The sequence below is a fragment of the Micromonospora sp. PRAS1 genome (assembly GCF_059553435.1).
In genome coordinates this window covers 115862-140216 of the sequence record NZ_JCANNB010000015.1, presented here as the reverse complement: position 1 = coordinate 140216, position 24355 = coordinate 115862, and the positions used below count along the sequence as shown (strand labels likewise).

The window sequence follows — 24355 nt, the reverse complement described above, 5'->3', positions numbered from 1 at the left end:
CTCAGGTCGAGCCGGGCGGGCGTAGTCGACGCGGTACGCACTGATTGTCCAGAGCACTCCCGGTCAGGTGTGGAAACTGGGCGGCACACCAGCGTGCTGCTGCCTGCTTCGAGCGACCTGGCAGGACCGCGAAGGTTATCCAGAGTGGCTGACCGCCGTACAGTTGCTGCCGGCCGTAATCAGTGCTCAGCAGCAGGACCACCCGCTCCTCGCCGCTGAACGTCTCCCGCAGCCGGAGGTGCTCGGCGAGGATGTCCTCGGCGTAGAAGGTGTGTGAGCCGTTGGCCGCCGTCTGGTTGGGGTCGACGATGCCAACCGCCTTGGACGCGAGCTGCGCGGCGTACCGGCCGTCCAGCGAGACCGTCGGCAGGTCCTGCCGGTTGAGTTCGGAGAGCTGCGCAAGCGCGCCTGCCTCCGGATCGGGCCACGGCGGCTCACTGGTCTCGGTGGCACCGAAGGTGGTCGGGTCGTGGGTGGGCGGCTCGCCCTGGCCGGCGGGCGGGTCGTACCGGGGCTGCGCGGGGTACTCGGGATAGGACGCGCCGGAGGAGTCCTCGCCCTGCGTCCCGGCCACGACACCGACCACGGTGAACGCCACCAGCAGGGTGAGCACGGCCGCCATGATCACCTTGCGCGTCGAGATCCCGCTGGGTCGCCGGAGCACCGCACCGTCGCCAACCCATCCGGAACGAACCCGTTCATCGAACGACACCGGGGTGGGTTGCTGCGCTCCCGGTGTGGATCGCTCCTCTTCCGTGGCGCGGTCCGCACGTTCCGGTGCCGGTTCGGCTGGTTGTTCCTGCGTCAGCTCGTCGGCGAGATCACCAACGAGGGCACGGACGTTCCAGATCGCCCCGCCGCCTGCCTGCTGCTCGTCTCTCATCTCGTGCTCCTGGTCAGACGTCGCCCGGTACGATCACCCGTCGGCGACCACCGGCGGCCGGCGCGCCGACGATGCCCGACGCGCCAGCGGGGATCGCCCGTTCCCGGCCCCAGGCGCGCAGTTCGGTCAGCTCGTCGGCGTGGCTACGGCTCAACGGGTTGGTGTTGACGAAGGTGTCGACGATGAGGTCGGCCGTCAGGCTGGCGCTGCCCAGGTGCGCCACGTAGCCCACTTCGCGCAGGGCCGACTCGATGTCGGAGCCGGCGAAGCCCTCGGACGCGACGACGAGCCGGCCGACCAGGTCTTCGTCGGGCTCCCCGCCCAGATAGCGGCGGTGGTAGAGCCGGATGATCTCCGCCCGTTCGGTTTCGTCGGGCAGGTCGACGAAGAAGAGTTCGTCGAACCTGCCCTTGCGTAGTAGTTCCGGCGGCAGCGAACGGATGTCGTTGGCAGTGGCCACGACGAAGACCCGGGACCGCGACTCCTGTAGCCAGAAGAGGAACTGCCCGACCATTCGGCGGCTCACGCCGGTCGAGTCGTACTGTCCGGACAGGCCTTTTTCGATCTCGTCGATCCAGAGCACGCAGGGTGCCGTCCGGTCTGCCATTTCGAGTGCCTCGCGCAGACGTGCCTCGGACTGTCCCACGTACATGCCGAGGATGGCGGCGAAATCGAGCCGGTACAGGGGCAGCCGCCACTGGGCGGCCACCATCTTCGCGGAGAGCGACTTTCCGCAGCCGGGCACGCCGACAAGCAGCACGCCTCTCGGCGGACGCAGCCAGGTGTCGCGCAGATCCGAGAGCATCACCTGTCGGCGGAGGTCCAGCCAGGCACGCAGGTTGGTGAGGCCGCCGACGACGTCGTCACCAGGGCTCAGCGGAAGGCGCTCCAGACCGGCGAGGTCGGAGAAGTGCTTGTCCTTGATCTCGGCGACCCGATCGAGATCCTCCTTGCGCAGTCGACCGGCCGTGGCGATGGTTGCGAGAACGTTGACCGCGGTGCCCTCCGGTACCCCGACGAGGGAATCGGCGGCCCGGCGGGCGTCGCTCTCGGTCCAGTCGATGGTGATCGCGCCCTGCTGTTCCTTCAGGAAGTTGACCACGATGTCGTACATCTCGTTCGCGTCGGGCGATTCCAGCATGATGCTCATGCCGAGGCGTTGCAGACCGCCCCAGAGCGGGCCGTCGGTGATCAGCACGATGCTGCCGGAGTGCTCGTCGGCGAGCCGGGCCAGCTCCGCCAGGTGCCGGGTGATGGAGGAATCGGCGCTGAGCACGTCCGGGTCGACGAACGCGATCGTCGCCTGCGGTCGCCGGGTGAGCTGGCCAGCGGCGAAATCCATGGCCGCCACGAGCGAACGGTCGTCCTGGAGGGGACCGTTGCTGCGCAGGTCCCGCAGGCCGGTGGCGCGTGTGTAGATGGAGAACGGCAGGTTGACGCGACGGGTGCTGGAGGCGACGTCGCGCAGGAGGCGGATGGCGCGTACCTGCTCGGCCGTCTGGATGCCGATGAGGGGGACCCGGGCGGCGATGTAGCTGTCGAGATCCCGGCGAGCCTCGTCGTAGTGGGACACGTTGCTCCTCAGCTCGGTCGTACGGGCGGATCGACGATGATCCGGCGGGCCGATCGGGTCGGTGGACTGGTCCAGCCGGTCCCGGACGCAGGCGTCGAACCACCCGGCCCGTCGATCGGGTTGTCGCGTAGCGTGCGCAGCCGCACCTGCACGACCCGGTCGTCTACGCCGGCCCGGCGGGCAGCCTCGATGCCCTCCTCCATTGCCTGCTGAGCCGAGCGGATCTGCTTGTCGACGTGCTCGCTCAACAGCCGCGACAACTCTTCGGGCAGGCCGGCATGACCCGCGACCGCCCTGATCGACACCAACCCGGTCCTGGCCTGGGTCAGCGCTCGTGCGACCTCGAACTCGTCCTGTGCCGCCGCCATGGCGCGTAGTAGCGCGTCGAGCCAGGCCTGCAATCGCTGCCCGAGCGTGTCGACCAACCGGGTGACGAGCCGGAGCCAGGCATCCGCCGGGTAGTCCTCCTCGTCCAGCGCCGGCAGCCCGCCCGGGTCGGCGGGCTGCCCGGCCCGCCACCGCTCCAGGAAGGAGGCCCAGCGTTGGTAGCCGCTGTCACCGACCGGCACGGTCAGGCCCGCCTGGCACGGCGGACGAGAAACTCACCAGGCGGCATCGGTTCCCAGTCGGGCAACCCTTCGGCGATGCGCCGTTCCCGCCTCGTGGTACGCGCCGGTGGTGGCGTCGGTTGGCTGGCCCAGGGCACCGGGTCGACCGGTACGGGCTGTTCGGCGGATTCGGACACCGTCATGTCAGTACTCCTCCGTACGGTCGACCGCGCGGCGTTCGTGCGGGGTGCCCGGCGAGCCGGCCGTGGCGATCCTGGCGATCAGCTCCTTCACCTCTGTCTCGCGGCTGTCGGCCGTGCCGAACCGGCTCGTCCAGTCGGTCAGTTCGGCTCCGGCGGCCCGCAGCCCCCGCAGCGAGTCCTGCCTGGCCCCGGCGATCCGCTTGCGGGCCTTCTCCTGCTCGGCGAGCGCCTTGTCCGAATGTCCCTTGAGCACGATGAGCCAGCCGGCAGCGACGAAGAGGGCGAGCACCACGCCCAATCCGACCTCGCTGACGGCGGCCACGAGCAGGACGACGAGCGGGACAACCAGCGCCGGGGCGATCAGCGCCTGACCCCACCGGAACCTGAGACCCTCCAGATAGGGGTCGGCGTACCGGCTCCAGTGGCTGCCCAGGGAACGTTCCAGCTCCGCCATCGGCCGGGCGAACGAGCCCTTCCACTCCGGTGGCCGGAAACCGGCCAGGCCGGCCTGCTCGCTGAGGTCCAGCCGTAGCTCCACGGTCTCCGGCACGCCGAGGCGGTATTCCCGGGTGAACGCCGCGTGCGCCTCGCGCATCCAGTCGTGGCAGAACGCCACGGCCAGTCGCTGGCCCTGCACCGACACCCCGCTGCCCTCAGGGTTCAGCGCCGACTCGGTCTGGATGGTGAGGTAGTCCCGGGTGCCGTCCGGGCGGTCGGACTCCGACCGGGTCGCCTCGGCGGCCGCAGCCAGGTCGCCACCGGCCTGGACGATCGCCTCCTTGGCCGCGAGTTCCCGCCGCAGGGGAAGCTCCTCGGGGTCGTACTCCTCGGCCAGCCGGTCGAGGATGTCGTCGATGGCGTCCTCGATGCGCCCGCTCGGCGCCGGCTCGGCATCCATAAGCGCCGCGTACCGCTCGATGATGGACCGGTGCGCCTCGGCACCGGCCAGCGCGCGCTGGAGCTGTGGCCACTGCGGTGACCCGGCGGCCAGCCGGGGGAAGGCCGCGTCGAGCTCACCGGTCTGCACATGGGTTTCCATCTCCCGGCGCCAGCGGCTGACCTGGGCGAGCGTCACCGATTCGTCGTCGAGCAACAGGAGACGCCAGGTGTCGAGGCGCTCCCGGACCGACGCCAGTGCGGCCGGTCCGAAGGCGCCGTGGGCGATGGCCTCCAGGATCACCGCGAATTCGCGGTCGAGTGCCGCGGGATCCTGCGCGTCGAGGTAGTGCCGTAGCCAGCGGACGGCGCTGGCCCGCCGCCCCTGCCGGCGCAGCACGAGCAGCATGAACAGCGACGTGCGGTGCGGGGAGCGGCGGTACGCCTCCTCGATCGCCCGAACGCAGAGGTCCGGGTCGTCCCCGGCCCAGGCGGCGAGCGCGACCAGCACGGGAGCCAGCCAGTAACGGGGGGTCTGCACCATCAGTTGGTCGCCGACGTTCCGTACCGCCTCCTCGCCGATCAGTCCGAGATCGAACGACTGGAGCATGCCCACCGCGGTGCGTCGTACCACCTTGTGGTGGCCGAACTGACGCTCCAGATCGCCCTTGATGGTGTTGATCGCGAGTTCGGCGCGCTGAAGGTTGGCGGTCCGTTCGGCCTGCTCGACGAAGCGGAGGACGTCGGCGTGCAGTGCCAGTAGCTCGTTCCGCGCGACCTTCTGCTGTTGCCCGATGTCAACGACGTGGTCGCCCAGCAGGTTGACGGTGTGCTTCAGGTCGAACAGGACCCGCTTGGCGTCGAGGATTTCACTTCGTATCGCGTTCAGTTCGGACATGCTGCTCCGGCTCATGTGCGAGAGGGGGAGGGATCGCGGTTGCTTGGTCACCGGGTCGAAGCGTGGTGCCTATGGTTACGGTCGATCCCGTGAACGGTACTGTCAATCGCTCCGGACGGCGCTTCGACCATAGGGGCCGAATGCGTGACCGAACGGTTGTCGGCGGTGGCGATTGTTCGGCGACGCCTTCCGAATCGGACGGTTGATCGGCTAGCCGGTCGGGCCGGCCTCGCTCACCATCTGCCGCAGGGTGCCGGAATCGAGAATCCTGATCTGCCGGTATCCGGAGCGGACCAGGCCCCTGGTCCGCAGCATCCGCATCGCCTTCTGGACAGTTGTCTCGGCGGCGCCGATCATGGTGGCCAGTTCGAGTTGACTGAGCGGTACGTCGATGGCGACGGACCCGTCGGGGCCGCTCCGTCCGTACCTTGCGGCGATCTCCAGCAGGACGCGGGTGAGTCGTACCTCGGCGGGGTAGGCGACGAAGTCGGAGCGCCGCTGGTTCGCCCAGCGCAGCCGTTCGACGACGGTCGCCGTGACCAGTCGGGCGGCGAGCGGATGTCGACCGAGGACGTGGCGGAACGCTTCCGCCGTGAGCAGCCGGCCGGTGACCAGGCCGCAGGCCGTGACGCTGGCCATTCGTGGCTGACCGGCGAGGGCCGCCGCCTCGCCCACCAGGTCGCCCGCACCACGGATCGCCAGCAACGCCTCGATCCCGTCGGCATTGCTTGTCACCTTCGCGAAGCCTGCGGTCAGCAGAACGACGTGGTCCTCGCGGTCGCCCTCGAGCAGGATGCGCTCGCCCGGGGCGTAACGGCAGGCCATGCCCCGGTCCAGCAGCTCCTGCCGGATCGTGACCGGCAGCCGGGCCAGGAAACCGCCGACCTCCGCGGCCGGGCGTCGCGCTGCACCGTCCACACCTACCTCGCCGGGGATCCACAGGTCACTGCTGACCCGGCAAGTCTGGTCCACCCGGCGTCCGCCCACAACGGACCTGAGGCCGGCCCCACCTCGACCGGTTGCCGCCACCCGAGGTGGGGCCGGGGATTTTCCAAGGATCACTGTTGCTCCTCGCGCCACGTCAGCGCTGAGCCTGACACGCGCCGGACCAGGGAATCCCCTATTTCTACGGGATTCCCGTGACTGGGCCAGATCAGCGTGGGGATGTGCGCGAATTGGTGAACGGCTACCCGGCCGACCGTATGGGACCTCTGTCAGCTGGACGACACTTCCGTTCCGGGTGCCGGTTCGTCAGCAATGATCGGAGCCCGCCACGGGGGCCGCGTTCACCCCCCGGCGCGTGACACGGGGACGATCCTGGACCTATATCGCGTGTGTTACACCCATAACGAGAAAGCGCCGTTGGGGGTTCTCTGCGTCGTCCAGGACGTCATTGCTGCCCGGCGCAGATCCGATGCTCGGGAACATTCGTCAGGCAACCCGATCCACCGAACCGCCGGTGTCGCCGGCCGTTCGGCAGAACCGTGCACTGGAGGAGCGATGACCGGGGACGAATCAATCTGGTCCGAAGAGGAACGGTTACGGCCGGGTGATGTGCTGGCCCGATCGGCACTACGATCCGGTCAGGGACGCGGAGCCGACGAGAGTGACCTGCCGTTCGATGCCGGCGCGGTGAGCTGCGGCCGTCCCCTGATCTTCCCGGTGGCGGTGGCGGACCTGCCGTCCGAGCTGCGCCGCCGCGCCCAGCTGGCGGGCCGGCGCTACTACGGGCTGCTGTTCGCCTTCGACCTCGACGATCCGGCCGACGGCCGGTACACCTCGGTGCGCTTCGAGGTCACTCTCGACGGCGAGGCCGTGGCGGTACGGCTCGATCGCGACGGCGGCACGCTCGGCGTGAGCTACGGTGCCGGCCCGCCGTTGGCGCTGACACCCTCCGCCGACCGCGCGATCCACGCCGCCACGGCTCGCCAGGGCTGGCTGCTCCGGCTGGCGCCCCGCTCCGGCCGCCCCCGGGCCTGGTCGTTCGGCACCCAGCGGCGCCACTTCGGATGGTCGTACGAGGACCCGTCGGGCGCGATGTTCCTGCCGCTCACGTATGGCATGCACGCCCTGGTCGAGGTGCCGGCGTCCATGCGGGAACTGTCCGGCCGGATCGGTCTGGAGGTGGAGTTGGCCGGTACCTGGCGGAACCGGCCAGCGCGGCGGCACGCCACCCTCCAGGACTCGGTGCCGTTCCGCGAGGCGCTGCCGGGACCGGCCGCGTCGAGCGGAGCGGCGGTACGACTGTGCCTGGCCGCCGACGTGACCAGCTACAGCCGTCGACCGAACCAACTCGCGGAGCGAACCCAGTCCTGGCTGGTGCGGGTTCTGGCCGCCGCCCGTCGCTGCGCCGGTCTGGACGAGACGGCGGTGGTGATCCAGGGGCAGGGCGACGGGCAGTTCGCCGTCCTGCCGGTCGGCATCGACGAGTCGCAGGTGATCCCGGACCTGATCGGCGGCCTGGCCGACGCGTTGCGTCGGACCAACCACGGCCTGAGCCCCGCGGAACGGATGCGACTCCGCGTCGCGCTGCACCGTGGCCTGATGAAGCCCGCCGACAGCGGCTGGGTTGGCACCGCCGCGATCGCGGTGCACCGGATCCTCGACAGTCCACCGCTGCGTGCCGCGATCCGGGACAACCCGGCTGCCGACTACGTCCTGGGCGTGCCGGACCTGCTCTACCGGGACGTCATCTGGCACTCCACGCTTCCACCGCTGCCGCACGAGTTCGCCGAGATCACCATCGACCTGCCCGACAAGGGCTTCGTCGAACACGGCTGGCTGCACGTACCGCCGGGGCCCGGCCGATGACCGGGCGGGTCTTCGCGTTCCTGGTGGGGATCAACCACTACCTGGCCGTCAGCCCGTTGCAGGGCTGCGCCAACGATGTGGCCGCGGTAGCGGAGTTCCTCCGGGTACGCGCCAAGGGTGAACAGCCGCCGATGATCCGGCTGCTCTCGGACGGCGAGGCCACCCGCGCCGCCGTCGTCATGGGCCTGCGCGAACACCTGGGCCAGGCCGGACCGGGCGACACCGCCCTCTTCTGGTTCAGCGGACACGGCTCCTGGGCACCGCTGCCCGAGGAACTGTGGCACCTGGAGCCGTCCGGTCAGCTCCAGACGCTGATCTGCCACGACAGCCGACACGGCCAGGTTCCCGACCTCTACGACAAGGAACTCCTGCTCCTGCTCGACGGGATTGCCGCGAGCGGCTGCCACCTGGCGGTCGTACTGGACAGCTGCCATTCGCACGGCGCCAGTCGCAACCCGGTGCGCTACGTCCCGGCGCTGGAGACCCCGCCGGCCATCGAGCTGCTCCTGCCGGAGCTGCGCCGCGCCCTGGCCCGGCCGCCCGAGGAACGGATCGTGCTGGCGGCCTGCCGGGAGGATCAGACCGCCGTGGAGACCTGGGCGGACGGACGCGCGCACGGCCTGTTCAGCTGGTCGCTGCTGAACGCCATGCGCCGGCTCGGTCCGGCCGCGACGTACCGTGAGCTGCTGGTCGCGGCGCGGTGCGAAGTGGAACGCCGATCCTGGCACCAGGTTCCGCAGTTGGATCCGGTGACTCCCGGCATCGCCGACCAGCCCTTCCTGGGCGGGCAGATCATCCCGCCGGCCACCGGCATCCGGATGCGCCGGGTGCGCCGCGAGTGGGAGATCGACGCCGGTTCCTGCCACGGCCTGTCGCTCGGACCCGGCGCGGAGGACGCGCGGGTGGCGGTACCCGGACCGGAGTTGCGCGAGGCGCGGATCATGCGGGTCGAGCCCGGACGCAGCGTGGTCGAGGCGCTCGGCTGGGCTCCCGACGAGGACATCCAGTACCCCGTCGTGTTGAGCCGGGTCCCGATGCCGACGGTGACCGTGGCCGTCGGCGGCGCGTACCGGCCGGCGGCGGACCTGGTGCTGAAGGCGCTCGCGTCGGCGGGGCCCGGCGGGCGACCCTCGCCGCACCTCCGACCGGTCGAGGGCGACGGGGAGAGGACGACGGACCTGCTGCTGGACGCCGACCAACCGGACCGGGTGCGGGTCTGCGACGCGGACGGCGCGCCGCTCGGCGTCGAGTTGAACACCGGTCACGACGACGGCCGGCGAGCGGCTGCGGCCCTCGAACACCTGGCCCGCGTGCACCAGGTCAAGGCCCTGGTGAATCCCGTCTCCAGCCTGTTGGGAGCGGTTCGTGTGGAACTCGTCGAGACCAGACCGGGCGAGTTCAGCGTGCCCGCGCACCGGCCGCCTCTGCTGCCGGACGCGGACGGTGCCCTGCGCCTGCGCTACCGCCGGGAGCAGGGCGTCTGGGTGCCGCCGACGGTGTTCGTCCGGATGCGCAACGACAGCGACCGGCAGCTCTTCTTCGTCCTGATCAACATCACCGAGCGGCACCGGGTGCACGCCACCCTCTTTCCCGGCGACCACGTCGCACCCGGACGCGTCGCGGCGGCGCTCTCCGGTCGACCGGTCGAGTTCCGGCTGCCCGTCGGCGCGGCGGTGCAACCCGGCACGCGTACCCGGGACTGGCTGCTGCTGCTCGCGGCCGAGGAGCAGTTCAGCTCGTCGCCGTTCGAGCTGCCGGCGGTGGACGAGGTATGGCCCGGGCGGACCCGCGCACCGCTGGCCGTCACCGGTCTGCTCGGACGGCTCGGCCTGGCCGCGGTGCACCGGGACGCGGGAGCCGTCGACCCGGGCGCGTGCGACTGGGCGACGGTGGCGGTGCCGGTGGTCACCGAGGTGCCGGCCCGCCGCCGTACCGAGGCACCGCCGGGGCACCGATGATCGAGGACGATGAGGTACCCCTCGACGAGTGGATCGCCCGACTGAACGCGTACGTCGCGGACCCACCGGCCGGTGCGGACCTCGCCGAACCGGCCGGGCTGCTCGGTGCGGCGTACGTGGAACGCTACCAACGCGAACCGGACGAGACGTCGCTGCTGGCCGCCATCGCGGAGTTCGGTCGGGCGCTGGCCCGCGCCCCGCGGCACGAGCAGGTGCCGTACTGGCACTGGGGACTCGGCATCTGCCACGCCGAACGGGCCCGGCTCGGTGACGAGCCGGCCGACCACGAGGGTGCCGTCGGGCACCTGATGGCGGCGTACCGGGGCTGGCCGGCGGTCGACGCCGACCGGGACGGGGTGGCCGACGACCTGGTGGACGCGATCTGGCAGCGTTTCCTCTGGCGCTGCGCGGCTGAGGAGAACCCGGAGACCGCTGCCGAGCACCGGGACGAGGCGCTCACCGCGCTGGATGTGGTGCGCCAGGGCGGTGTGGACAGCGGTTACGCCCGGATGCTGCTCGGTGTGCTGCTGCTGGACCGCTACGACTACGGCGGGCAGACCGAGCAGGATCTGGACCGGGGCGTCGCGGTGCTCGCCGAGGCGCTGGCGGAGCTGTCGCCGGACACCACCCCGCACTACGCCTTCGCCTCCGCCGAACTCGTCGCGGCTCACCTGGAGACGGCGGGCCTGCGCGAGGACCGGACGAGCGTCGAACAGGCGATCACGGTGGCGGACCGGGCCCTGCCCGTCTGCGACCCGGACTCGTTCACCTGGGTGACGCTGCACCGTCACCAGGCCGAGGCGTACGCGATGCGGTGGGGCCTGGACGCCGAGCGGGCAGACCTCGACACAGCTGTCGCCCGCTGGCGCACGGTGTGCGCGAGGGATCCCGACCCCGCCTTCGATGTCGCGCTTGCCGAACTGCTGCACGAGACCGGAATCGACGCGGGTGACCTGGACCTCCTCGCCGAGGCGGTGGCCCTGCTGGAGAAGGCGTTGCCGTCGGTCCAGCGGCCCGGACCGGTATGGCGGCAACTGGGTGAGACGCACCTGGCGCGCTGGCAGCTCGCCTCGGCGCCGGAGACCCTCGATGCCGCCATCCGCTGTCTGGATCACGCCGTGGCCGAGGGCGGCCCGACCGACGAGGCGGTGGTGGCGCAGCTCCTTCGGCTCAAGGCCGCGAACAAACTGCTGGACCACGAGATCGACACGTACCCGGAAGCCGTCCCGCCCAGCCTGCCCCGGCTGCGGGAGATCCTAAACGAGGGCGACCAGCTACTGGACGACCTGGTCGCCACCTGCGACCCCAAGCGGGCAGCCTTCGCCGCCTGCCTGCTGCTCACCGAGTTCGCCTACGTCGGCGAACTGCCGGACCATCTCGACCTACCCAGGCAGCGGCGCCTGTTCGCGGTGGCCGGAGCGCCCGACGGTGACCTGCCGCCGGACGTGCTCGGCACGCTGGCGATGGCCGAAAGCATCGTGCAGCAGTTGGCCGAGGACAGCGCGTCGGGCCAGAGCCCGGACCGGGGCCTGCACGCGCTGCTGCGTGCGCACAAGGACGAGGCGTTCACCCTGGCCGATGGGAACGTGGCCCGGCTCATGCTGCCGGTCGCGCTTCAGGCACGGGCCGTCAAGTACGGGGATCTGCGTAGCCAGGACGCCGGCCGGTCGCTTGCGCAGGCGCTGGCGCAGGCGTACGAGACCACCGGCAAGGCCCGGCTGGATCTGCACCGCCGTGAGATGGACATCGCCCTCGCCCTGGCGGAAACGCTCACATCGGGCAGCCGAGGCGCCGCCCCGGGCCTGCGCCGGATGATCGGGCGTGCCCTCGCGCTACGGCGTGACCTCGTCGCCGCCCGAATGAAGACAAATCTCCTGGATCCGCTGATCCGCATCGGTCAGGACCTACTGATCCTCCTCACCGGCGAGGGAGAGGTTCGACCGCAGTCCCCGACGCCCCTGCCGCCCGGACCGCTGTCACACACGGTGTTCGTCTCGGTGCTGACCGGCGGAGTGCAGATCTGGGCGGGCAGCCAGCGTGGCGACCTGCCGCTGCTCCGACGGTGGGCAGCACACCTGGCCGACGCCGCCGGTCGGCTGGAACGGGGACACATCGTCCGCGTGACGACATTTATGCTCGCCGCGAAGGCGGAACTCGTCCCGGCGTTGATGGTTCGGGACCGCCGGGCCGCCGCCCGCGCCGTCGACCTGCTGGAGCAGGCGAAGACGGAGGTCGGCGCCGATGGCACGAAATGGACGATCCTGATGCGCGACCTCGCGTACGCCCTGCGCCTCGCCGGTGACCCCGACCGGGCGCGGACCCGGCGACTCGGGCTCGCCGCCCTGCACGGCCATGCCCGGCGGGTGCTCCTCCAGGCCGGTACGGACCACGCGATGGAGACCGCCCGGGAGGCCGCCACCGACGCGACCGCCGTCGTCCGGTGGTGCCTTCAGGACCAGGCCGACGACGACCTGGTCGCCGCCCTCGACGCCGGGCGCGGTCTCGTCCTACAGGCCGTCACCGCCTCCCGTACGGTGGCCGACCTGCTCGATGCGGCCGGGCAGGGCGAGTTGGCCACGCAATGGCGGCAGACCAGTGGACTGGGCCGCGACCAGCTCACCGGGGAGGTGCTCGGTGCGGTCGCCACCGCCGGAGAGATCCCCGACGACCTGCGGCTGCGGGTGATCTCCACGCTCGACGCCGAAGACCTGGCCACGCGCGGGCCGCTGGCACAGGCCCGCTCCGGCGAGATCGGTGCGACCCTCACCACCCTGGGTGCAGACGCGCTCGTCTACCTGGTGCCGGCCGCCCATCCGGTGCCGGGCCTCGCCGTGATCGTCTCCAACGCCGGTGAGGTCGATCTGCTCGAACTACCCGAGCTTGGCACCGGGGACGGCGCACCGGTACGGCGGCTGCTGCGGGCCGCGCTTGGCGCCGGCCTCACCGGTCCGGAGGACCGGTCGTCCCGAAACGCCGGATCGGAGGACCTGTCACTCCGGGATGCCGGGCCGGTCGGCGGGAGCCTGCCGCCCTCGGCGCGGAGCGGGATCGACGACCTGTGCCGATGGGCGTGGCGGGCCGCCATGCGCCCGCTGGTGGCCCGCCTGGGGCAGAGCCGGGCACCACGGCGGGTGGTGCTCGTGCCGATGGGTCTGCTCGGGTTGGTGCCGTGGCACGCCGCGTACCAGGAGACCCCGTCCGGTCGCCGGTACGCCGTCCACGACCTGGTCATCTCCTACACCCCCTCCGCTCGCCTGCTCGGCACGGCCGCAGCCCAACCCGTACGTCCCGTCCGTTCCGCCCTTATCGTCGGGGATCCGCTGGGTGACCTGCCATTCGCCGGCGTCGAGGCGCGGGCGATCCACCGACGCTTCCATCCCGAGGGCCGCTACCTCGGCGGACCCGATGCGGGGCCGGACCGGACCGCCCGGCGGGACGCCGTGCTGGACTGGGTGCGGGCCGCAGGTGCCGGTCCCTCCCTGCTGCACCTCGCCTGCCATGGGCGGATCGATCCGGTCCGTCCGGCAGATTCCCACCTGCTGCTGGCCGATGGCCGACTGCCGGCCCGGGAGTTGGTGGAGGTCTCCCGCCTCGCCGCACTCGAACTGGGACAGGTGTTCCTGGCCGCCTGCACCACGAACCTGGCCGGCGGGCTGCCCGACGAGGCGTTCAGCCTCGCCTCCGTGTTTCTCGCGGCTGGCGCGCAGACCGTCTTCGGCTCGTTGTGGTCGGTGCCGGACGTGGGCACCTCCCTGCTGATGTACCTGGTCCATCACCATCTCTACGTAAAGAACTGCCCGCCCGCGGAAGCGCTGCACCGCGCGCAGCTGTGGATGCTGGATCCGGATCGCAGCCCGCCCGAGGGGATGCCAGCCGAACTCGCCACCCAGTGCGCCCGTCCCGACAACGCCGATCCGCTGGCCTGGGCCGCCTTCACTCACCTCGGGCGATGAGTCCCGGCGAGCCGGCCGATCGCTCGGTGGGGTCCGGCCGGCGGCCGCGGGGCGGGCGTCCGCCGAGAGCCAGGCTCGTTGTCCGCATCGAGGGCGGAGATTCGTCGTACCTGTGGAGTAGACCGAGGGTGACCGATGGGCTTCGGCACGCCGGGCGGGATTGACCCGGCCCGCCGGACCGAACGAGAGGATGCACCGAATGAGCGACAAGCAACGAGCGATTCCGCCAGGCGGCCCGAGGACCGGCCGTGCCGCCGCCGCGCGACGCGAGGTGGCCGCATGACCGGCGTACGGGTGCTGGTCGGCACCCGCAAGGGCGCGTTCATCCTGACCTCGGACGGCCGGCGCGGCGACTGGACGGTCGACGGCCCGCACTTCGGCGGCTGGGAGATCATGCACCTGACCGGGTCGCCGGCCGACCCGGACCGGCTCTACGTCTCGCAGTCCGGTGGCTGGTTCGGCCAGCTGATCCAGCGCTCCGACGACGGCGGCCGCAGCTGGGCCACGGTCGGCAACGACTTCGCCTACGCAGGCGACGTCGGCGACCACCTGTGGTACGACGGCACGCCGCGCCCGTGGGAGTTCAAGCGCATCTGGCACCTCGAACCGTCCCGCGACGACCCCGACACCGTGTACGCGGGCGCCGAGGACGCCGCCCTCTACGTCTCCACCGACGGTGGCCAGAAGTGGACCGAGCTGACCGCGCTGCGTACCCACCCGACCGGGCCGTCCTGGCAGCCCGGCGCCGGCGGTCTCTGCCTGCACACGATCATCCTGGACCCGGTGCACCCCGGCCGGATCTACACCGCCATCTCGGCGGCGGGCGCGTTCCGCAGCGACGACGCCGGTGCCAGCTGGTCGCCGATCAACAAGGGGCTGCGCTCGGGGGAGATCCCCGACACCGACGCCGAGGTCGGCCACTGCGTGCACCACATCGCCCAGCACCCGTCCCGGCCGGACACGCTCTTCATGCAGAAGCACTGGGACGTCATGCGCAGCGACGACGCCGGGGAGCACTGGCGCGAGATCAGCGGCAACCTTCCGTCGGATTTCGGGTTCCCGATCGCGGTGGACGCCAACGACCCCGAGACGATCTACGTCGTGCCGATCAAGAGCGACTCCGAGCACTACCCGCCGGAGGGCCGGCTACGCGTCTACCGCAGCCGCACCGGCGGCGACGAGTGGGAGCCGTTGACCACCGGCCTGCCGCAGTCGCACTGCTACGTCAACGTGCTCCGGGACGCGATGGCGGTCGACACGCTGGATCCCTGCGGCATCTACTTCGGCACCACCGGCGGGCAGGTCTACCACTCGGCCGACGGTGGCGACAGCTGGGCGCCGATCGTCCGGGACCTGCCGGCCGTACTCTCCGTCGAAGTCCAGGTGTTGCCGTGATCCGGGTGGTCCTCCCGGCCCATCTGAAGAACCTGGCGAAGGTCACCGGCGAGGTACGCGTCGAGGTGGCCGGCCCGGAACCGGCCACCCAGCGTCGGGTGCTGGACGCCCTCGAGGCGCGCTATCCGATGCTGCTCGGCACCATCCGGGACCGGCACAGCGGCAAGCGCCGCGCCTTCGTCCGCTTCTACGCCTGCGAGGAGGACCTCTCCAACACCGCGCCGGACGCGCCCCTGCCCGAACGGGTCGTGGCCGGCGAGGAACCACTTATCATCCTCGGTGCGATGGCCGGCGGCTAACCGCCGGCACCGGCGCTCAAACGCCGCGCGCGAACAGGGCCAGGCGTACCCGATTCGGGCTGCCGGTCTTGGTCATCAGGCTGGTGATGTGGGTCTTGACCGTGGTGACGCCGATGTGCAGCCGTTCGGCGATCTCCGCGTTGGAGAGCCCCTCGGCCACCAGGTCCAGGACCTCCTGTTCGCGCGTGGTCAGCCCGTCGACGGGCGGCGGTGCCTCGACGCGGGCGTGCACCGCGCGCTGCACCAGGCGCCGCAGCACCTCCGGGCTGAACGGGCTGTCGCCGGAGGCGGCCCGGCGGATGCCGTCCAGCAGCTCGGTGGGGGGTGCGTCCTTGAGCAGGAATCCGCAGGCACCGGCGGTCAGCGCGGGATAGAGGTGGTCGTCGTCGCCGAACGTGGTCAACACCAGCACCCGGGTGCCGGGCCGGTCGGCGAGCACCCGACTGGTCGCGGTGATCCCGTCGACGCCCGGCATGCGCAGGTCCATGACCACCACGTCCGGCCGTAGCCGGGCGGCGAGGGCGATCGCCTCGCGGCCGTTGTCGGCCTCACCGACGACCTCGATGTCCGGCTGGGCGTCGCAGAGCATGCGCAGGCCCGCCCGGATCAGATGCTGGTCGTCGACGAGCAGGACGCGGATCATGTCGACTCCAATCGAGCGGGGGAGGAGGGCGGGGCGGTTCGGGCGGGAGCGGGGGCGGCAGGTAGGACGGTACGCACCCGCCAGCCCGCACCGGCCGGTCCCACCTCCAAGCGGCCACCGAGGACCTCGACGCGCTCCCGCATCCCGGTGATGCCGTGACCACCACCGGACGGCACCGAGGCCGGCACCCGGCCCCGACCGTCGTCGGTCACCTCCCAGTGCACCGCCCCGTCGACCAGCCGGACCGACAACCGGGCCAGCGCGGACGCGCCGACGTGCTTGGCCACGTTGGTCAGCGACTCCTGGGTCAGGCGCAGCACCGCCAGCCCCCGTACCGCGTCGATCGAACCGATCGCCGGGTCGATCTCGGCCTCCACTGTGATCCCGGCCTGGCGGGCCCGGTCGACCGCCGTGCCGAGGGCGGCCGGCAGCGCCGAGGGCTCGATCGCGGTCAGCGCCGCGTCGCCGCGTACGCCGTCGGGGTCGCGCAGCACCGCGACCAGCCGACGCAGGTCGGCCAGGGCCGCGGTGCCGGTCGCGTGTACGTCGTCGAAGACCTCGTCCACCCTCGGGTCCAGCTCGGTCAGCACGTGCCGGGCCACGCCCACCCGGAGCACCATCGAGGCCACGTGATGCGCCACCACGTCGTGCAACTCCCGGGCGATGGCGCTGCGTTCGTCGGCCCGGGCCGCCCGGGCCTCCGACTCGCGCCGGCGCTGTTCCTCCGCCGCCCGCTGCCGCGCCTGCTGCGACAGTTCCCGGTTGGCCCGGATGAGCAGGCCGAGCAGCAGCGGGAGGCCGACCTCCACCAGCAGCCCGGCCGCCCCGGCGAGAAAGCGGGGGAGCGGATCGCCGACCGAGTCGATCATGTCGACCGCGGCCAGCAGGCCGGTGGCCAGCCAGATGGTCCGGGTCCGCTCGGCCCGCATGGTCAGTTCGAGCAGCGCCCAGCTGGCACCGACCTGGTTGATCGTGCAGTCGTCGAGCCGGAGGATGGCGACGGCCAGCAACGCGGTCTGCGTGAGCAGGTTGGCCAGCGGCCGGCGGTGCAGCGTCAGCCCGGCGGCGAAGGCACCCACCGCGAGGATCAGCTGGTCGGTGGTCGGCCTGCCCTGGAGGACGAAGAGCAGGTATCCGACGCCGGCGAGAATGACAAGCACCATCCGCACCAGGCTGTCGCGTACGTCGACCAGCCGCCCCGCCCAGCTCACGGTGATCAGCCTAGGCCGGTTCGGGTGTCGTGGCGACCGCCGGCCGGAAGGGTGCGGCCACCGCGAACGTCAGCGTGAACAACAGCTCGTTCATGCCGCGAGCGCCACCTCGGGGCGGCGAGCCCGGCTCAGTACCAGGGCACCGGCGGCCACGGTCGCCACCACCAGTGCCGCCGCGACGGCCAGGGTGAGCGCGTCCGGTCGCAGCAGCGACTGCCCGCGCAGCGCCTGCCAGGTCAGCAGAATCGTCAGCCCGCCGTACCCGCCGCCCGCGACCAGCAGCAGCCGCGCCCGGGTGACGTTGTCCAGGCGGTCGCCGAGGAACCGACCCAGCAGGAGCGCCAGGATCGGCAGCACCTGCAACGCGTGCAGCCCCACGAAGTGGCCGATCCGCAGGTCGCCGCCGGTGGTGCTCCAGCCGACCAGCGGCAGCCCGGGACCACCGTCGGGCACCCCCACGCTGTGCGCCCCGGCGATCCCCTCCACCGCCGGCGCCTGACCGGGCAGCACCATCGGGATCGCCACCAGCATGCCGAGCGCCGTCAGAGCCAACCCGAGCCCGATCGCGTACCGGCTGGCCCGGTCCGCGACCGGCTGCCGCAGCACCACCATCCCGAGCACGAGATGCGCCACGAAGAGCACCATGATCGCGGTGCCCATCAGCTGCCACAGCACGGCGTTCAGCGGGCTGGTCGCGTTGTAGTGGCTGGTCTGCCCGCGCAGCACCTGCCCGACGACGACGATCATCTCCACCACACCCATCGCCACCACGACGGTGCCCGCCCACTCCGCGATCCGGCTGCGCCGCCGCAGCAGCGAGAGCAGCCAGGCCAGGGTGAGGCCGTACAACGCCAGGGAGACCGAGAACTTGAACGGCTTGAGCCAGATCGGTGCCCCGGTGAGCACCCGCTCGTCGGCGAAGATGCCGACGGCGGAGACGACGGCGAGCCCCGCCATCGCCCAGACGAAAACCATAAGCGGACGGTGCCAGGCACCTGCCTGGCGTACAAAACTGGTCATGCCTGTAGATGCTGGTCGGCGCTCCGGCGCGGCGCGCCCACCCGCGAGCCCAAGCTCCGCCCCCCGGTCGGAGCCCCATCTCCTACCCCGGTAGGAGATGAAAGGAAGGGCCCCTTGTTAACGCCTCGTGCATAGGAGGGGCCCCCTCTTAACAAGAGCCTCGACGGGAGCTGAGCCTCGACCGGTCGCCCCGACCGATACGGTCGGGTGACGACGGGCGAGCCGCGAGCGGCGATGATGGCGGGGTGACCACGGCAGACGAATGGTCCGAGGGTGCCGAGCCGGTGACCACGGCGGACGAATGGTCCGAGGGTGCCGAGCCGGTGACCATCCGCGCCCGCACCCGAGCCCTGCGGCTCGCGGTGGCGATTCCCCTCGCGGTGGTGGGCGGTCTGCTCCTGTCCCTGTGGGTGATCATGCTGATCTACTGGTCGCCCGCGCTCACCGGTCCGGGTGCCGAGCCGTGCGATCCCGCCGTCCACGGGTGGGGGGCCTGCTGGCGTCCGGAGCAACGGACCTTCTGGCTCGTGGCCGCCGCTGCGGGCCTGTCGGCTACCGCCTGCCTCGTGATCTCGCTGATCCGGCTGTCCCGAGCCTGCCGCTGGTGGCCGTGGCCGGTGGCGACGGCGGTGCTCCTTGCCGCCTGTCACCTGGCGCTGGGGCGGATCTCCTGAAGCGTGGCAGGGCGAGACGCCAAGGGAGAGCCCGCCGAGCAGGCGCCTGGTAACGCGGGGACCTCCACCCTCCACTGTGGTCTTCGCCGAGGAGTTGCGCACCTAAGCGGTGCTGGCCGGCCTCCGCGCCGGTCGGAGCCGGCTCGCCGGGTCGGCCTCCGTCGCTCTGCACCTCACCGCCACGGTGGGCGGCCGGGTCGCGGGAGTCGGCGATCGGCTGCCCTCCGGCGGCCAGCCGATCACGGTACGCGTGCAGGTTGCCGGCGTGCCGTCCGGCACCATCAGCCCGCGCACTGAGCGCGGCGTCGTACGCCGTGAACTGTTGTCCGCCAAGGGTTCGGGCGGCCTCGAAGGGTTGACCTGACTCTGGGGCTTGGCGCTCGGCGGCATCATCCGGTGCGCGAGAAGCGCCGTCCATGATCGACAAATGATCTGATGAATAACCTTCTCCGGGCGGTTTCCTCAGGAGACAGTCCTTGACCTCGCATGATCGAGGTGCATAACATCAGATGTATGTGAGGTGTCTAACACGTCTCTGCGTCGAGGGAGTTTCCCGAGTATGACGAATCGATCAATTCTGCGAGCCGCCACGGCTCTGACAGCCAGCGGGGCGCTCGGCCTCGGACTGCTGACCGGGCCACCGGCCGGGGCGACCCCCCGCGCCGAGGCGCCCTCGTCACCGCCCGGCAAGACCGTCACCTACGAACCGACCTGGGAGTCGGTGAACCAGCACGTCGCCTCGCCAGAGTGGTTCAAGGACGCGAAGTTCGGCATCTACTGGCACTGGGGTGCCTTCACCACTCCGCAGTACGGGCACGAGTGGTACGGCCGCGAGATGTACAACAACGGTAGCGGCATCAACAACCACCACCGGGCCACCTACGGCGACCCGCAGACCGAGTGGGGCTACGAGAAGTTCATCGACGGTGGAGTCGACAAGGCCGGCAACCACGTCCAGTTCAAGCCGGTCCTCAAGTCGGAGGGCGGCAAGTTCGACCCGGACGAGTGGGCCCGCCTCTTCAAGGAGGCCGGAGCGCGCTTCGGTGGCCCGGTCGCCGAGCACCACGATGGCTACTCCATGTGGGACAGCGAGGTCAACGAGTGGAACTCCGCTGACCGTGGCCCCAAGCTGGACCTGCTGAAGATCTTCGCGGAGGCGATCCGCAAGCAGGACATGAAGCTGCTGGTGGCGATGCACCACTCGTTCAACTACAACGGGTTCTTCCGGTTCGTCGCCCCGCAGTCCGACCCGAGCCTGCGCAAGCTCTACGGCCAGCTGCCCCGCGAGGACGCCGACCAGCTCTGGTTCGACAAGCAGAAGGAAGTGATCGACCAGAGTCAGCCGGACATCATCTGGAACGACTTCGGTCTCGACAGCCCCGGCTACTGCCACGGCGACCCAGGGCCCTGCGCCGTGGACGAGCAGCAGCGCCTCAACTACCTGGCCTACTACTTCAACCAGGCCGAGAAGTGGGGCAAGGAGGTGGTGACGACCTACAAGCACTTCGACGGCGGCTTCGACAACCGCAGCGCGGTCGAGGACTACGAGCGCGGCGGGCCGGCGGACATCGTCCGCCCGTACTGGCTCACCGACGACGCCATCTCGTCGAGCAGCTGGAGCTACACCACGGGCATCGGTTACTACTCGTCGCAGCAGATGATCCACGCCCTGATCGACCGGGTCAGCAAGAACGGCAACATGCTGCTGAACGTCTCGCCGACCCTGGAGGGGGAGATCCCGCAGGGGCAGCGGGACGTGCTCCACGACATCGGCGACTACCTCGGTCGATACGGTGAGTCGATCTACTCCACCCGGGCCTGGGACATCTACGGCGAGGGTCCGACCAAGATGGGCGGCGGCTCGTTCGTCGCACCCAAGGTCGGCACCAACACCGACATCAGGTTCACCCGGAACAAGAAGGACGACACGCTCTACGCCACGGTGCTGGGCTGGCCGGGGGACAACCAGGTCCTCAACATCACCACCCTGGGCTCGGACACCACCAACCTGGCTGACCTGAAGAAGGTCGAGCTGCTCGGTAGCAGCCCGAAGAAGACGATCAACCTGACCAAGAACGTACGCCAGGAGCCGGACGGCCTGAAGGTGACGATGCCGGGACAGCGCCCGGTCGCGTCGTCCGCGTACGTGCTCAAGCTCTCCTTCAAGAAGGGCATCCCGACCCCGCGCCCCGCCGCCGACGGCGCGAGCGTCTACCAGGACAAGGGCTTCCGGGGCGTCAGCGCGCTGCTGGCCCCGGGGGAGTACACCACGGCCGAACTGGCCGACCTGGGCCTGAAGCGCACCAAGCTCTCCTCGGTGCACGTCGCGCCCGGTACGGCACTGGTCCTCTACCCCGGCGACAACTTCACCGGTACGCCGACCAGCTACACCAGCTCGGTTCAGGCCCTGCCGAAGAAGACAGCGGTGGGTTCGATCCGGGTCGTCAAGGACCTAAGCAAGCCATTCGTGGTGACGAACGTGACGAACAGCTTCGCGCTCGACACCGACTCCGGCGGCAGCGGTAGCCCCGTGAAGCAACAGGCTCCCGACGGTAGTGCCGAACAGGAGTGGAAGCTGACCGAGAAGGCCGCCGGCTACCACGAGATCGCCAACCCCGCCACCGGCTTGGTGATCGACGGGCTGGGGCTCGGCAGCGGGACCTTCGTCCAGCAGGTGACGGCCACCGGGGCGGACAGCCAACTGTGGCGCCTGGTGAGCGTCGGCGCAGGTGTGTACCAGTTCGTCAACAAACAGACCGGGCTCGCGCTGGACAGCGGCGGCAACGTCCCAGCGGGCTCGTCGCTGAAACAGTGGACCGTCGACAGCAGCCCCAACCTCCGGTGGCATCTGACGGCCGTGACCGGCTAGTTCAGGTCGACGTGCAGGCGGCGGCGGACCCCGGTCCGCCGCCGCCAAAGGTCCCGGCCGGAGGGGTCTGCCAGCCCTGACCCGAATGCCCAGCTCAGCCATACCGTGAATGGGTAGCCGAGCAGAGGAGGTCGTGATGCGGGCCTGGCAGGTGAGTGACGTGATGACCAAGGACGTCGCCACGGTGACGGAGGAGACCGCGTACCGGAAGATCGTCGATGTTCTTGCGGAGCGGCGGGTGAGCGCGGTGCCGGTGGTCGACGACTTCGGGTACGCGCGCGGTGTGGTCTCCGAGGGGGACCTGCTGCACAAGGTGGAGTGGATGGGCGAGCCGGACGAGCGCCGCGTCTTCGAGCGGCCCAGTCGTCGTAAGGCTCGGCGCAAGGGCGCGGCGGGGATCGCGCGGGACCTGATGACCGCGCCGGCGGTGACCGTCTTCCCGCACACCTCCCTGGTGGCCGCCGCCCGGCTGATGGACCGCGAGCAGGTCAAACGACTGCCGGTGGTGGACGACCTCGGTCGGGTGGTCGGCATCGTGACCCGCGGCGACCTGTTGCGCGTGCATCTGCGCTCCGACGCCGACATCCGCGACGACGTGGTCCAGGAGGTGCTGCGCCGGGTGCTCGCGGTGCGCGACGGCACGGTCCGGATCGAGGTACGCGACGGTGTGGTGACCATGACCGGCCGCCTGGACCGCAGCTCCGCGGTCGACATCGCGGGGCGGCTCGCGGCACGCATCGCCGGTGTGGTCGAGGTGGTCAACGAGTTGGGCTACGACTTCGACGACCGTGACCTGCCCGCGTCGCCGTCCTTTCCCGTGCAGCCGATGCGGGTCGCCTGACCTGGACCACCATGGCAATGCATCGAAGAACATCACTTGAAATAGTTTTATTTCGAAACTAAGGTGGGCGGCGAACAGGGGTTATCTACCTGGAAGGAGGCGCGCCATGCGCCTTGTCCGCTCAGTCGTCACCGTCGCGACCGCAGCTCTGCTCGCTGCCACGGCTGCGGTCCTGCCTGCCGCGCCCGCACAGGCGGCCGTCTGGTCCTCATCCGACCGGTGGGGCACCTGGAGCAGCGGCGGTTACACCCTGTACAACAACATCTGGGGCAACGGCTACGGGCCGCAGACGATCACGGCCAACTCGCCAAGCAACTGGTGGGTCTGGGCCAACCATCCCAACACCGGCGGGATCAAGTCCTACCCGAACGCCACCCGCTACATCGGCCGGCGGGTCAGCCAGCTGGGCAACGTCACGAGCAGCTTCAACGTCACCGTCCCGACCAGCGGGGTCGCCTTCACCACCTCGTACGACATCTGGACCACCGACCACGCCCACGAGATCATGCTGTGGATGAACAAGTACGGTCCGGTCGGGCCGTTGGGCAGTTACCAGACCCGGGCCACCGTCGGCGGGCACACCTGGGACGTCTACCGGGGCTCCAACGGCGCCAACCAGGTCTACTCGTTCATCCGCACCAGCAACACCAACGCCGGCACGGTCAACGTCACGGCGGTGGCCCAGTGGATCCGGAACCGGGGCTGGTTCGGTGACGTGACCATCGGCGACGTGCAACTCGGCTACGAGATCACCTCGTCCGCCGGCGGCAAGACCTTCACCACCAACTCCTTCTCGGTCAGCGGCTGAGGGCGTCAGCCGCTGACCGAGCCCGACCGCACCACCCGATCGGCAAGGAACTCCTCCCAGGTCAGGGTGCCCTTCGTGGCGCCGTCGCGAGCCAGGTTGGCGCCGGCCCGGTAGGCGCGCCCGGCCTGGCCGGGGAGTCGTACGGGCAGCAGCAGCCGCCGCCTGCCGGTGGCGCGCAGGTAGCTGCAGATCAACTCGTCCATCCCGTACGTCTTCGGCCCGGCCAGGTCGGGCACCAGGCCGGCCGGCGCGGCCAGCGCCAACTCGGCGACCCGGGCGGCGACCTCGCGACCGTCGACCGGTTGGAGTCGCATCCCGGGCGCCGGGATGATCGGCAGGGCCGACATCTTCCGCACCAGGGTCAGGGTCAGTTCGTGGAACTGCGCGGCGCGCAGCGTCGTCCACGGCACACCGGAGTCGGCGATCGTCTTCTCGGCGACCAGCTTGTTGCGCAGCCAGGCGAGCGGGACCCGGTCGGCCCCGGTGACCGAGATGAAGACCAGGTGCCGGACGCCGGCCAGCCGCGCGGCCCGGGCGACGGTACGGGCGAGTTCGTCGTCGCCCCGCTGCCCGCCGGCCAGGTGCAGGACGATCTCGGTGCCCGGGACGAAGGCGTCGTCGACGCCGACGCCGGTGGCCAGGTCCCCGGCGACGTGCTCGACTCCGGGCGCGGCGGGACCGCCCCGGCGGCTGAGGATCCGTACCGGGTGGCCGGCCGCGCGGAGCAGTGGGGTGACCAGGCGGCCCAGGGTGCCGGTGCCGCCGGTGACCAGGATCGGTGGATTCATGGAACCTCCCTGTCGTCGCCGAACCTGGGGCGCTGCCCATCGGCCGGCTACCGTTCGTGGTTTCGCCGGGTCGACCCCGCCCGGCCGGGGAATGTGACCGCAGT

20 protein-coding genes are annotated in these 24355 nt (G+C 70.8%); 10 read left to right on the top strand and 10 right to left on the bottom strand.

The window, feature by feature from the left end; translation table 11 throughout:
• Nucleotide 1: 1 nt before the first annotated feature.
• The 6 genes from AC507J_RS16835 to AC507J_RS16810 all read right to left on the bottom strand — a co-directional run bounded on the left by AC507J_RS16835 (nt 2) and on the right by AC507J_RS16810 (nt 5953).
• On the bottom strand, nt 2–883 hold the full coding sequence (locus AC507J_RS16835) for a hypothetical protein (protein WP_496290085.1): 882 nt from the start codon (nt 881–883) through the stop codon (nt 2–4).
• A 13-nt stretch (nt 884–896) separates the two neighbouring features.
• A complete protein-coding gene (locus tag AC507J_RS16830) occupies nt 897–2456 on the bottom strand; it encodes an AAA family ATPase (RefSeq protein WP_496290084.1) in 1560 nt (519 codons plus the stop codon).
• 8 nt (nt 2457–2464) lie between these two features.
• Nucleotides 2465–3025 carry a hypothetical protein gene (locus tag AC507J_RS16825; protein WP_496290083.1) on the bottom strand — a complete coding sequence of 187 codons (561 nt, stop codon included), beginning with the start codon at nt 3023–3025 and terminating at the stop codon, nt 2465–2467.
• Between the two features lie 2 nt (nt 3026–3027).
• On the bottom strand, nt 3028–3207 hold the full coding sequence (locus AC507J_RS16820; protein WP_496290082.1) for a hypothetical protein: 180 nt from the start codon (nt 3205–3207) through the stop codon (nt 3028–3030).
• Nucleotide 3208: 1 nt separating this feature from the next.
• Nucleotides 3209–4981: a hypothetical protein gene (locus AC507J_RS16815; protein ID WP_496290081.1), complete on the bottom strand. Its 1773-nt coding sequence runs from the start codon at nt 4979–4981 to the stop codon at nt 3209–3211.
• Between the two features lie 210 nt (nt 4982–5191).
• Nucleotides 5192–5953, bottom strand: coding sequence for a Crp/Fnr family transcriptional regulator (locus AC507J_RS16810; RefSeq protein ID WP_496290080.1), 762 nt, complete (start codon nt 5951–5953; stop codon nt 5192–5194).
• 528 nt (nt 5954–6481) lie between these two features.
• Between AC507J_RS16810 and AC507J_RS16805 the strand changes: the two genes are divergently transcribed.
• The 5 genes from AC507J_RS16805 (at nt 6482) to AC507J_RS16785 (ending at nt 15397) form a co-directional block, all read left to right on the top strand.
• Complete coding sequence (locus AC507J_RS16805; RefSeq protein WP_496290079.1) at nt 6482–7792, top strand: hypothetical protein; 1311 nt, start codon at nt 6482–6484, stop codon at nt 7790–7792.
• On the top strand, nt 7789–9750 hold the full coding sequence (locus AC507J_RS16800) for a caspase family protein (RefSeq protein ID WP_496290078.1): 1962 nt from the start codon (nt 7789–7791) through the stop codon (nt 9748–9750). The genes AC507J_RS16805 and AC507J_RS16800 overlap by 4 nt, the downstream gene beginning before the upstream one ends.
• Complete coding sequence (locus AC507J_RS16795; RefSeq protein ID WP_496290077.1) at nt 9747–13703, top strand: CHAT domain-containing protein; 3957 nt, start codon at nt 9747–9749, stop codon at nt 13701–13703. Before AC507J_RS16800 ends, AC507J_RS16795 begins: the two co-directional genes overlap by 4 nt.
• A 279-nt stretch (nt 13704–13982) precedes the next feature.
• A complete protein-coding gene (locus tag AC507J_RS16790) occupies nt 13983–15098 on the top strand; it encodes a WD40/YVTN/BNR-like repeat-containing protein (RefSeq protein WP_496290076.1) in 1116 nt (371 codons plus the stop codon).
• Complete coding sequence (locus AC507J_RS16785; protein WP_496290075.1) at nt 15095–15397, top strand: MoaD/ThiS family protein; 303 nt, start codon at nt 15095–15097, stop codon at nt 15395–15397. The genes AC507J_RS16790 and AC507J_RS16785 overlap by 4 nt, the downstream gene beginning before the upstream one ends.
• A gap of 16 nt (nt 15398–15413) precedes the next feature.
• On the opposite strand, the gene AC507J_RS16780 is transcribed toward AC507J_RS16785, so the two are convergent.
• The 3 genes from AC507J_RS16780 to AC507J_RS16770 all read right to left on the bottom strand — a co-directional run bounded on the left by AC507J_RS16780 (nt 15414) and on the right by AC507J_RS16770 (nt 18271).
• Nucleotides 15414–16040 (bottom strand): response regulator transcription factor, encoded by a 627-nt coding sequence (locus AC507J_RS16780; protein WP_496290074.1) that lies wholly within the window; start codon nt 16038–16040, stop codon nt 15414–15416.
• Complete coding sequence (locus AC507J_RS16775; protein WP_496290073.1) at nt 16037–17251, bottom strand: sensor histidine kinase; 1215 nt, start codon at nt 17249–17251, stop codon at nt 16037–16039. Before AC507J_RS16775 ends, AC507J_RS16780 begins: the two co-directional genes overlap by 4 nt.
• 90 nt (nt 17252–17341) lie before the next feature.
• A complete protein-coding gene (locus tag AC507J_RS16770) occupies nt 17342–18271 on the bottom strand; it encodes a hypothetical protein (RefSeq protein ID WP_496290072.1) in 930 nt (309 codons plus the stop codon).
• A 245-nt stretch (nt 18272–18516) separates the two neighbouring features.
• Here AC507J_RS16770 and AC507J_RS16765 point away from each other — a divergent pair, with 245 nt between their 5' ends.
• The 5 genes from AC507J_RS16765 to AC507J_RS16745 all read left to right on the top strand — a co-directional run bounded on the left by AC507J_RS16765 (nt 18517) and on the right by AC507J_RS16745 (nt 23463).
• Nucleotides 18517–18945, top strand: coding sequence for a hypothetical protein (locus AC507J_RS16765; protein WP_496290071.1), 429 nt, complete (start codon nt 18517–18519; stop codon nt 18943–18945).
• Between the two features lie 109 nt (nt 18946–19054).
• Nucleotides 19055–19309, top strand: coding sequence for a hypothetical protein (locus tag AC507J_RS16760; RefSeq protein ID WP_496290070.1), 255 nt, complete (start codon nt 19055–19057; stop codon nt 19307–19309).
• A 195-nt stretch (nt 19310–19504) separates the two neighbouring features.
• Complete coding sequence (locus AC507J_RS16755; protein WP_496290069.1) at nt 19505–21814, top strand: alpha-L-fucosidase; 2310 nt, start codon at nt 19505–19507, stop codon at nt 21812–21814.
• Between the two features lie 136 nt (nt 21815–21950).
• Nucleotides 21951–22655 carry a CBS domain-containing protein gene (locus tag AC507J_RS16750; RefSeq protein WP_496290068.1) on the top strand — a complete coding sequence of 235 codons (705 nt, stop codon included), beginning with the start codon at nt 21951–21953 and terminating at the stop codon, nt 22653–22655.
• Nucleotides 22656–22761: 106 nt separating this feature from the next.
• Nucleotides 22762–23463, top strand: coding sequence for a GH12 family glycosyl hydrolase domain-containing protein (locus tag AC507J_RS16745; protein ID WP_496290067.1), 702 nt, complete (start codon nt 22762–22764; stop codon nt 23461–23463).
• Nucleotides 23464–23468: 5 nt separating this feature from the next.
• Here AC507J_RS16745 and AC507J_RS16740 read toward each other — a convergent pair whose 3' ends face one another.
• Nucleotides 23469–24251 (bottom strand): SDR family oxidoreductase, encoded by a 783-nt coding sequence (locus AC507J_RS16740; protein ID WP_496290066.1) that lies wholly within the window; start codon nt 24249–24251, stop codon nt 23469–23471.
• Nucleotides 24252–24355: the final 104 nt, after the last annotated feature.

What these genes read in the sequence shown, in the direction of transcription:
- AC507J_RS16740 (WP_496290066.1), bottom strand. Translation starts at nt 24,251, where the DNA reads ATGAATCCACCGATCCTGGTCACCGGCGGCACCGGCACCCTGGGCCGC.
- AC507J_RS16750 (WP_496290068.1), top strand. Translation starts at nt 21,951, where the DNA reads ATGCGGGCCTGGCAGGTGAGTGACGTGATGACCAAGGACGTCGCCACG.
- AC507J_RS16780 (WP_496290074.1), bottom strand. Translation starts at nt 16,040, where the DNA reads ATGATCCGCGTCCTGCTCGTCGACGACCAGCATCTGATCCGGGCGGGC.
- AC507J_RS16790 (WP_496290076.1), top strand. Translation starts at nt 13,983, where the DNA reads ATGACCGGCGTACGGGTGCTGGTCGGCACCCGCAAGGGCGCGTTCATC.
- AC507J_RS16795 (WP_496290077.1), top strand. Translation starts at nt 9,747, where the DNA reads ATGATCGAGGACGATGAGGTACCCCTCGACGAGTGGATCGCCCGACTG.
- AC507J_RS16745 (WP_496290067.1), top strand. Translation starts at nt 22,762, where the DNA reads ATGCGCCTTGTCCGCTCAGTCGTCACCGTCGCGACCGCAGCTCTGCTC.
- AC507J_RS16835 (WP_496290085.1), bottom strand. Translation starts at nt 883, where the DNA reads ATGAGAGACGAGCAGCAGGCAGGCGGCGGGGCGATCTGGAACGTCCGT.
- AC507J_RS16820 (WP_496290082.1), bottom strand. Translation starts at nt 3,207, where the DNA reads ATGACGGTGTCCGAATCCGCCGAACAGCCCGTACCGGTCGACCCGGTG.
- AC507J_RS16755 (WP_496290069.1), top strand. Translation starts at nt 19,505, where the DNA reads ATGACGAATCGATCAATTCTGCGAGCCGCCACGGCTCTGACAGCCAGC.
- AC507J_RS16815 (WP_496290081.1), bottom strand. Translation starts at nt 4,981, where the DNA reads ATGTCCGAACTGAACGCGATACGAAGTGAAATCCTCGACGCCAAGCGG.
- AC507J_RS16800 (WP_496290078.1), top strand. Translation starts at nt 7,789, where the DNA reads ATGACCGGGCGGGTCTTCGCGTTCCTGGTGGGGATCAACCACTACCTG.
- AC507J_RS16805 (WP_496290079.1), top strand. Translation starts at nt 6,482, where the DNA reads ATGACCGGGGACGAATCAATCTGGTCCGAAGAGGAACGGTTACGGCCG.
- AC507J_RS16770 (WP_496290072.1), bottom strand. Translation starts at nt 18,271, where the DNA reads ATGACCAGTTTTGTACGCCAGGCAGGTGCCTGGCACCGTCCGCTTATG.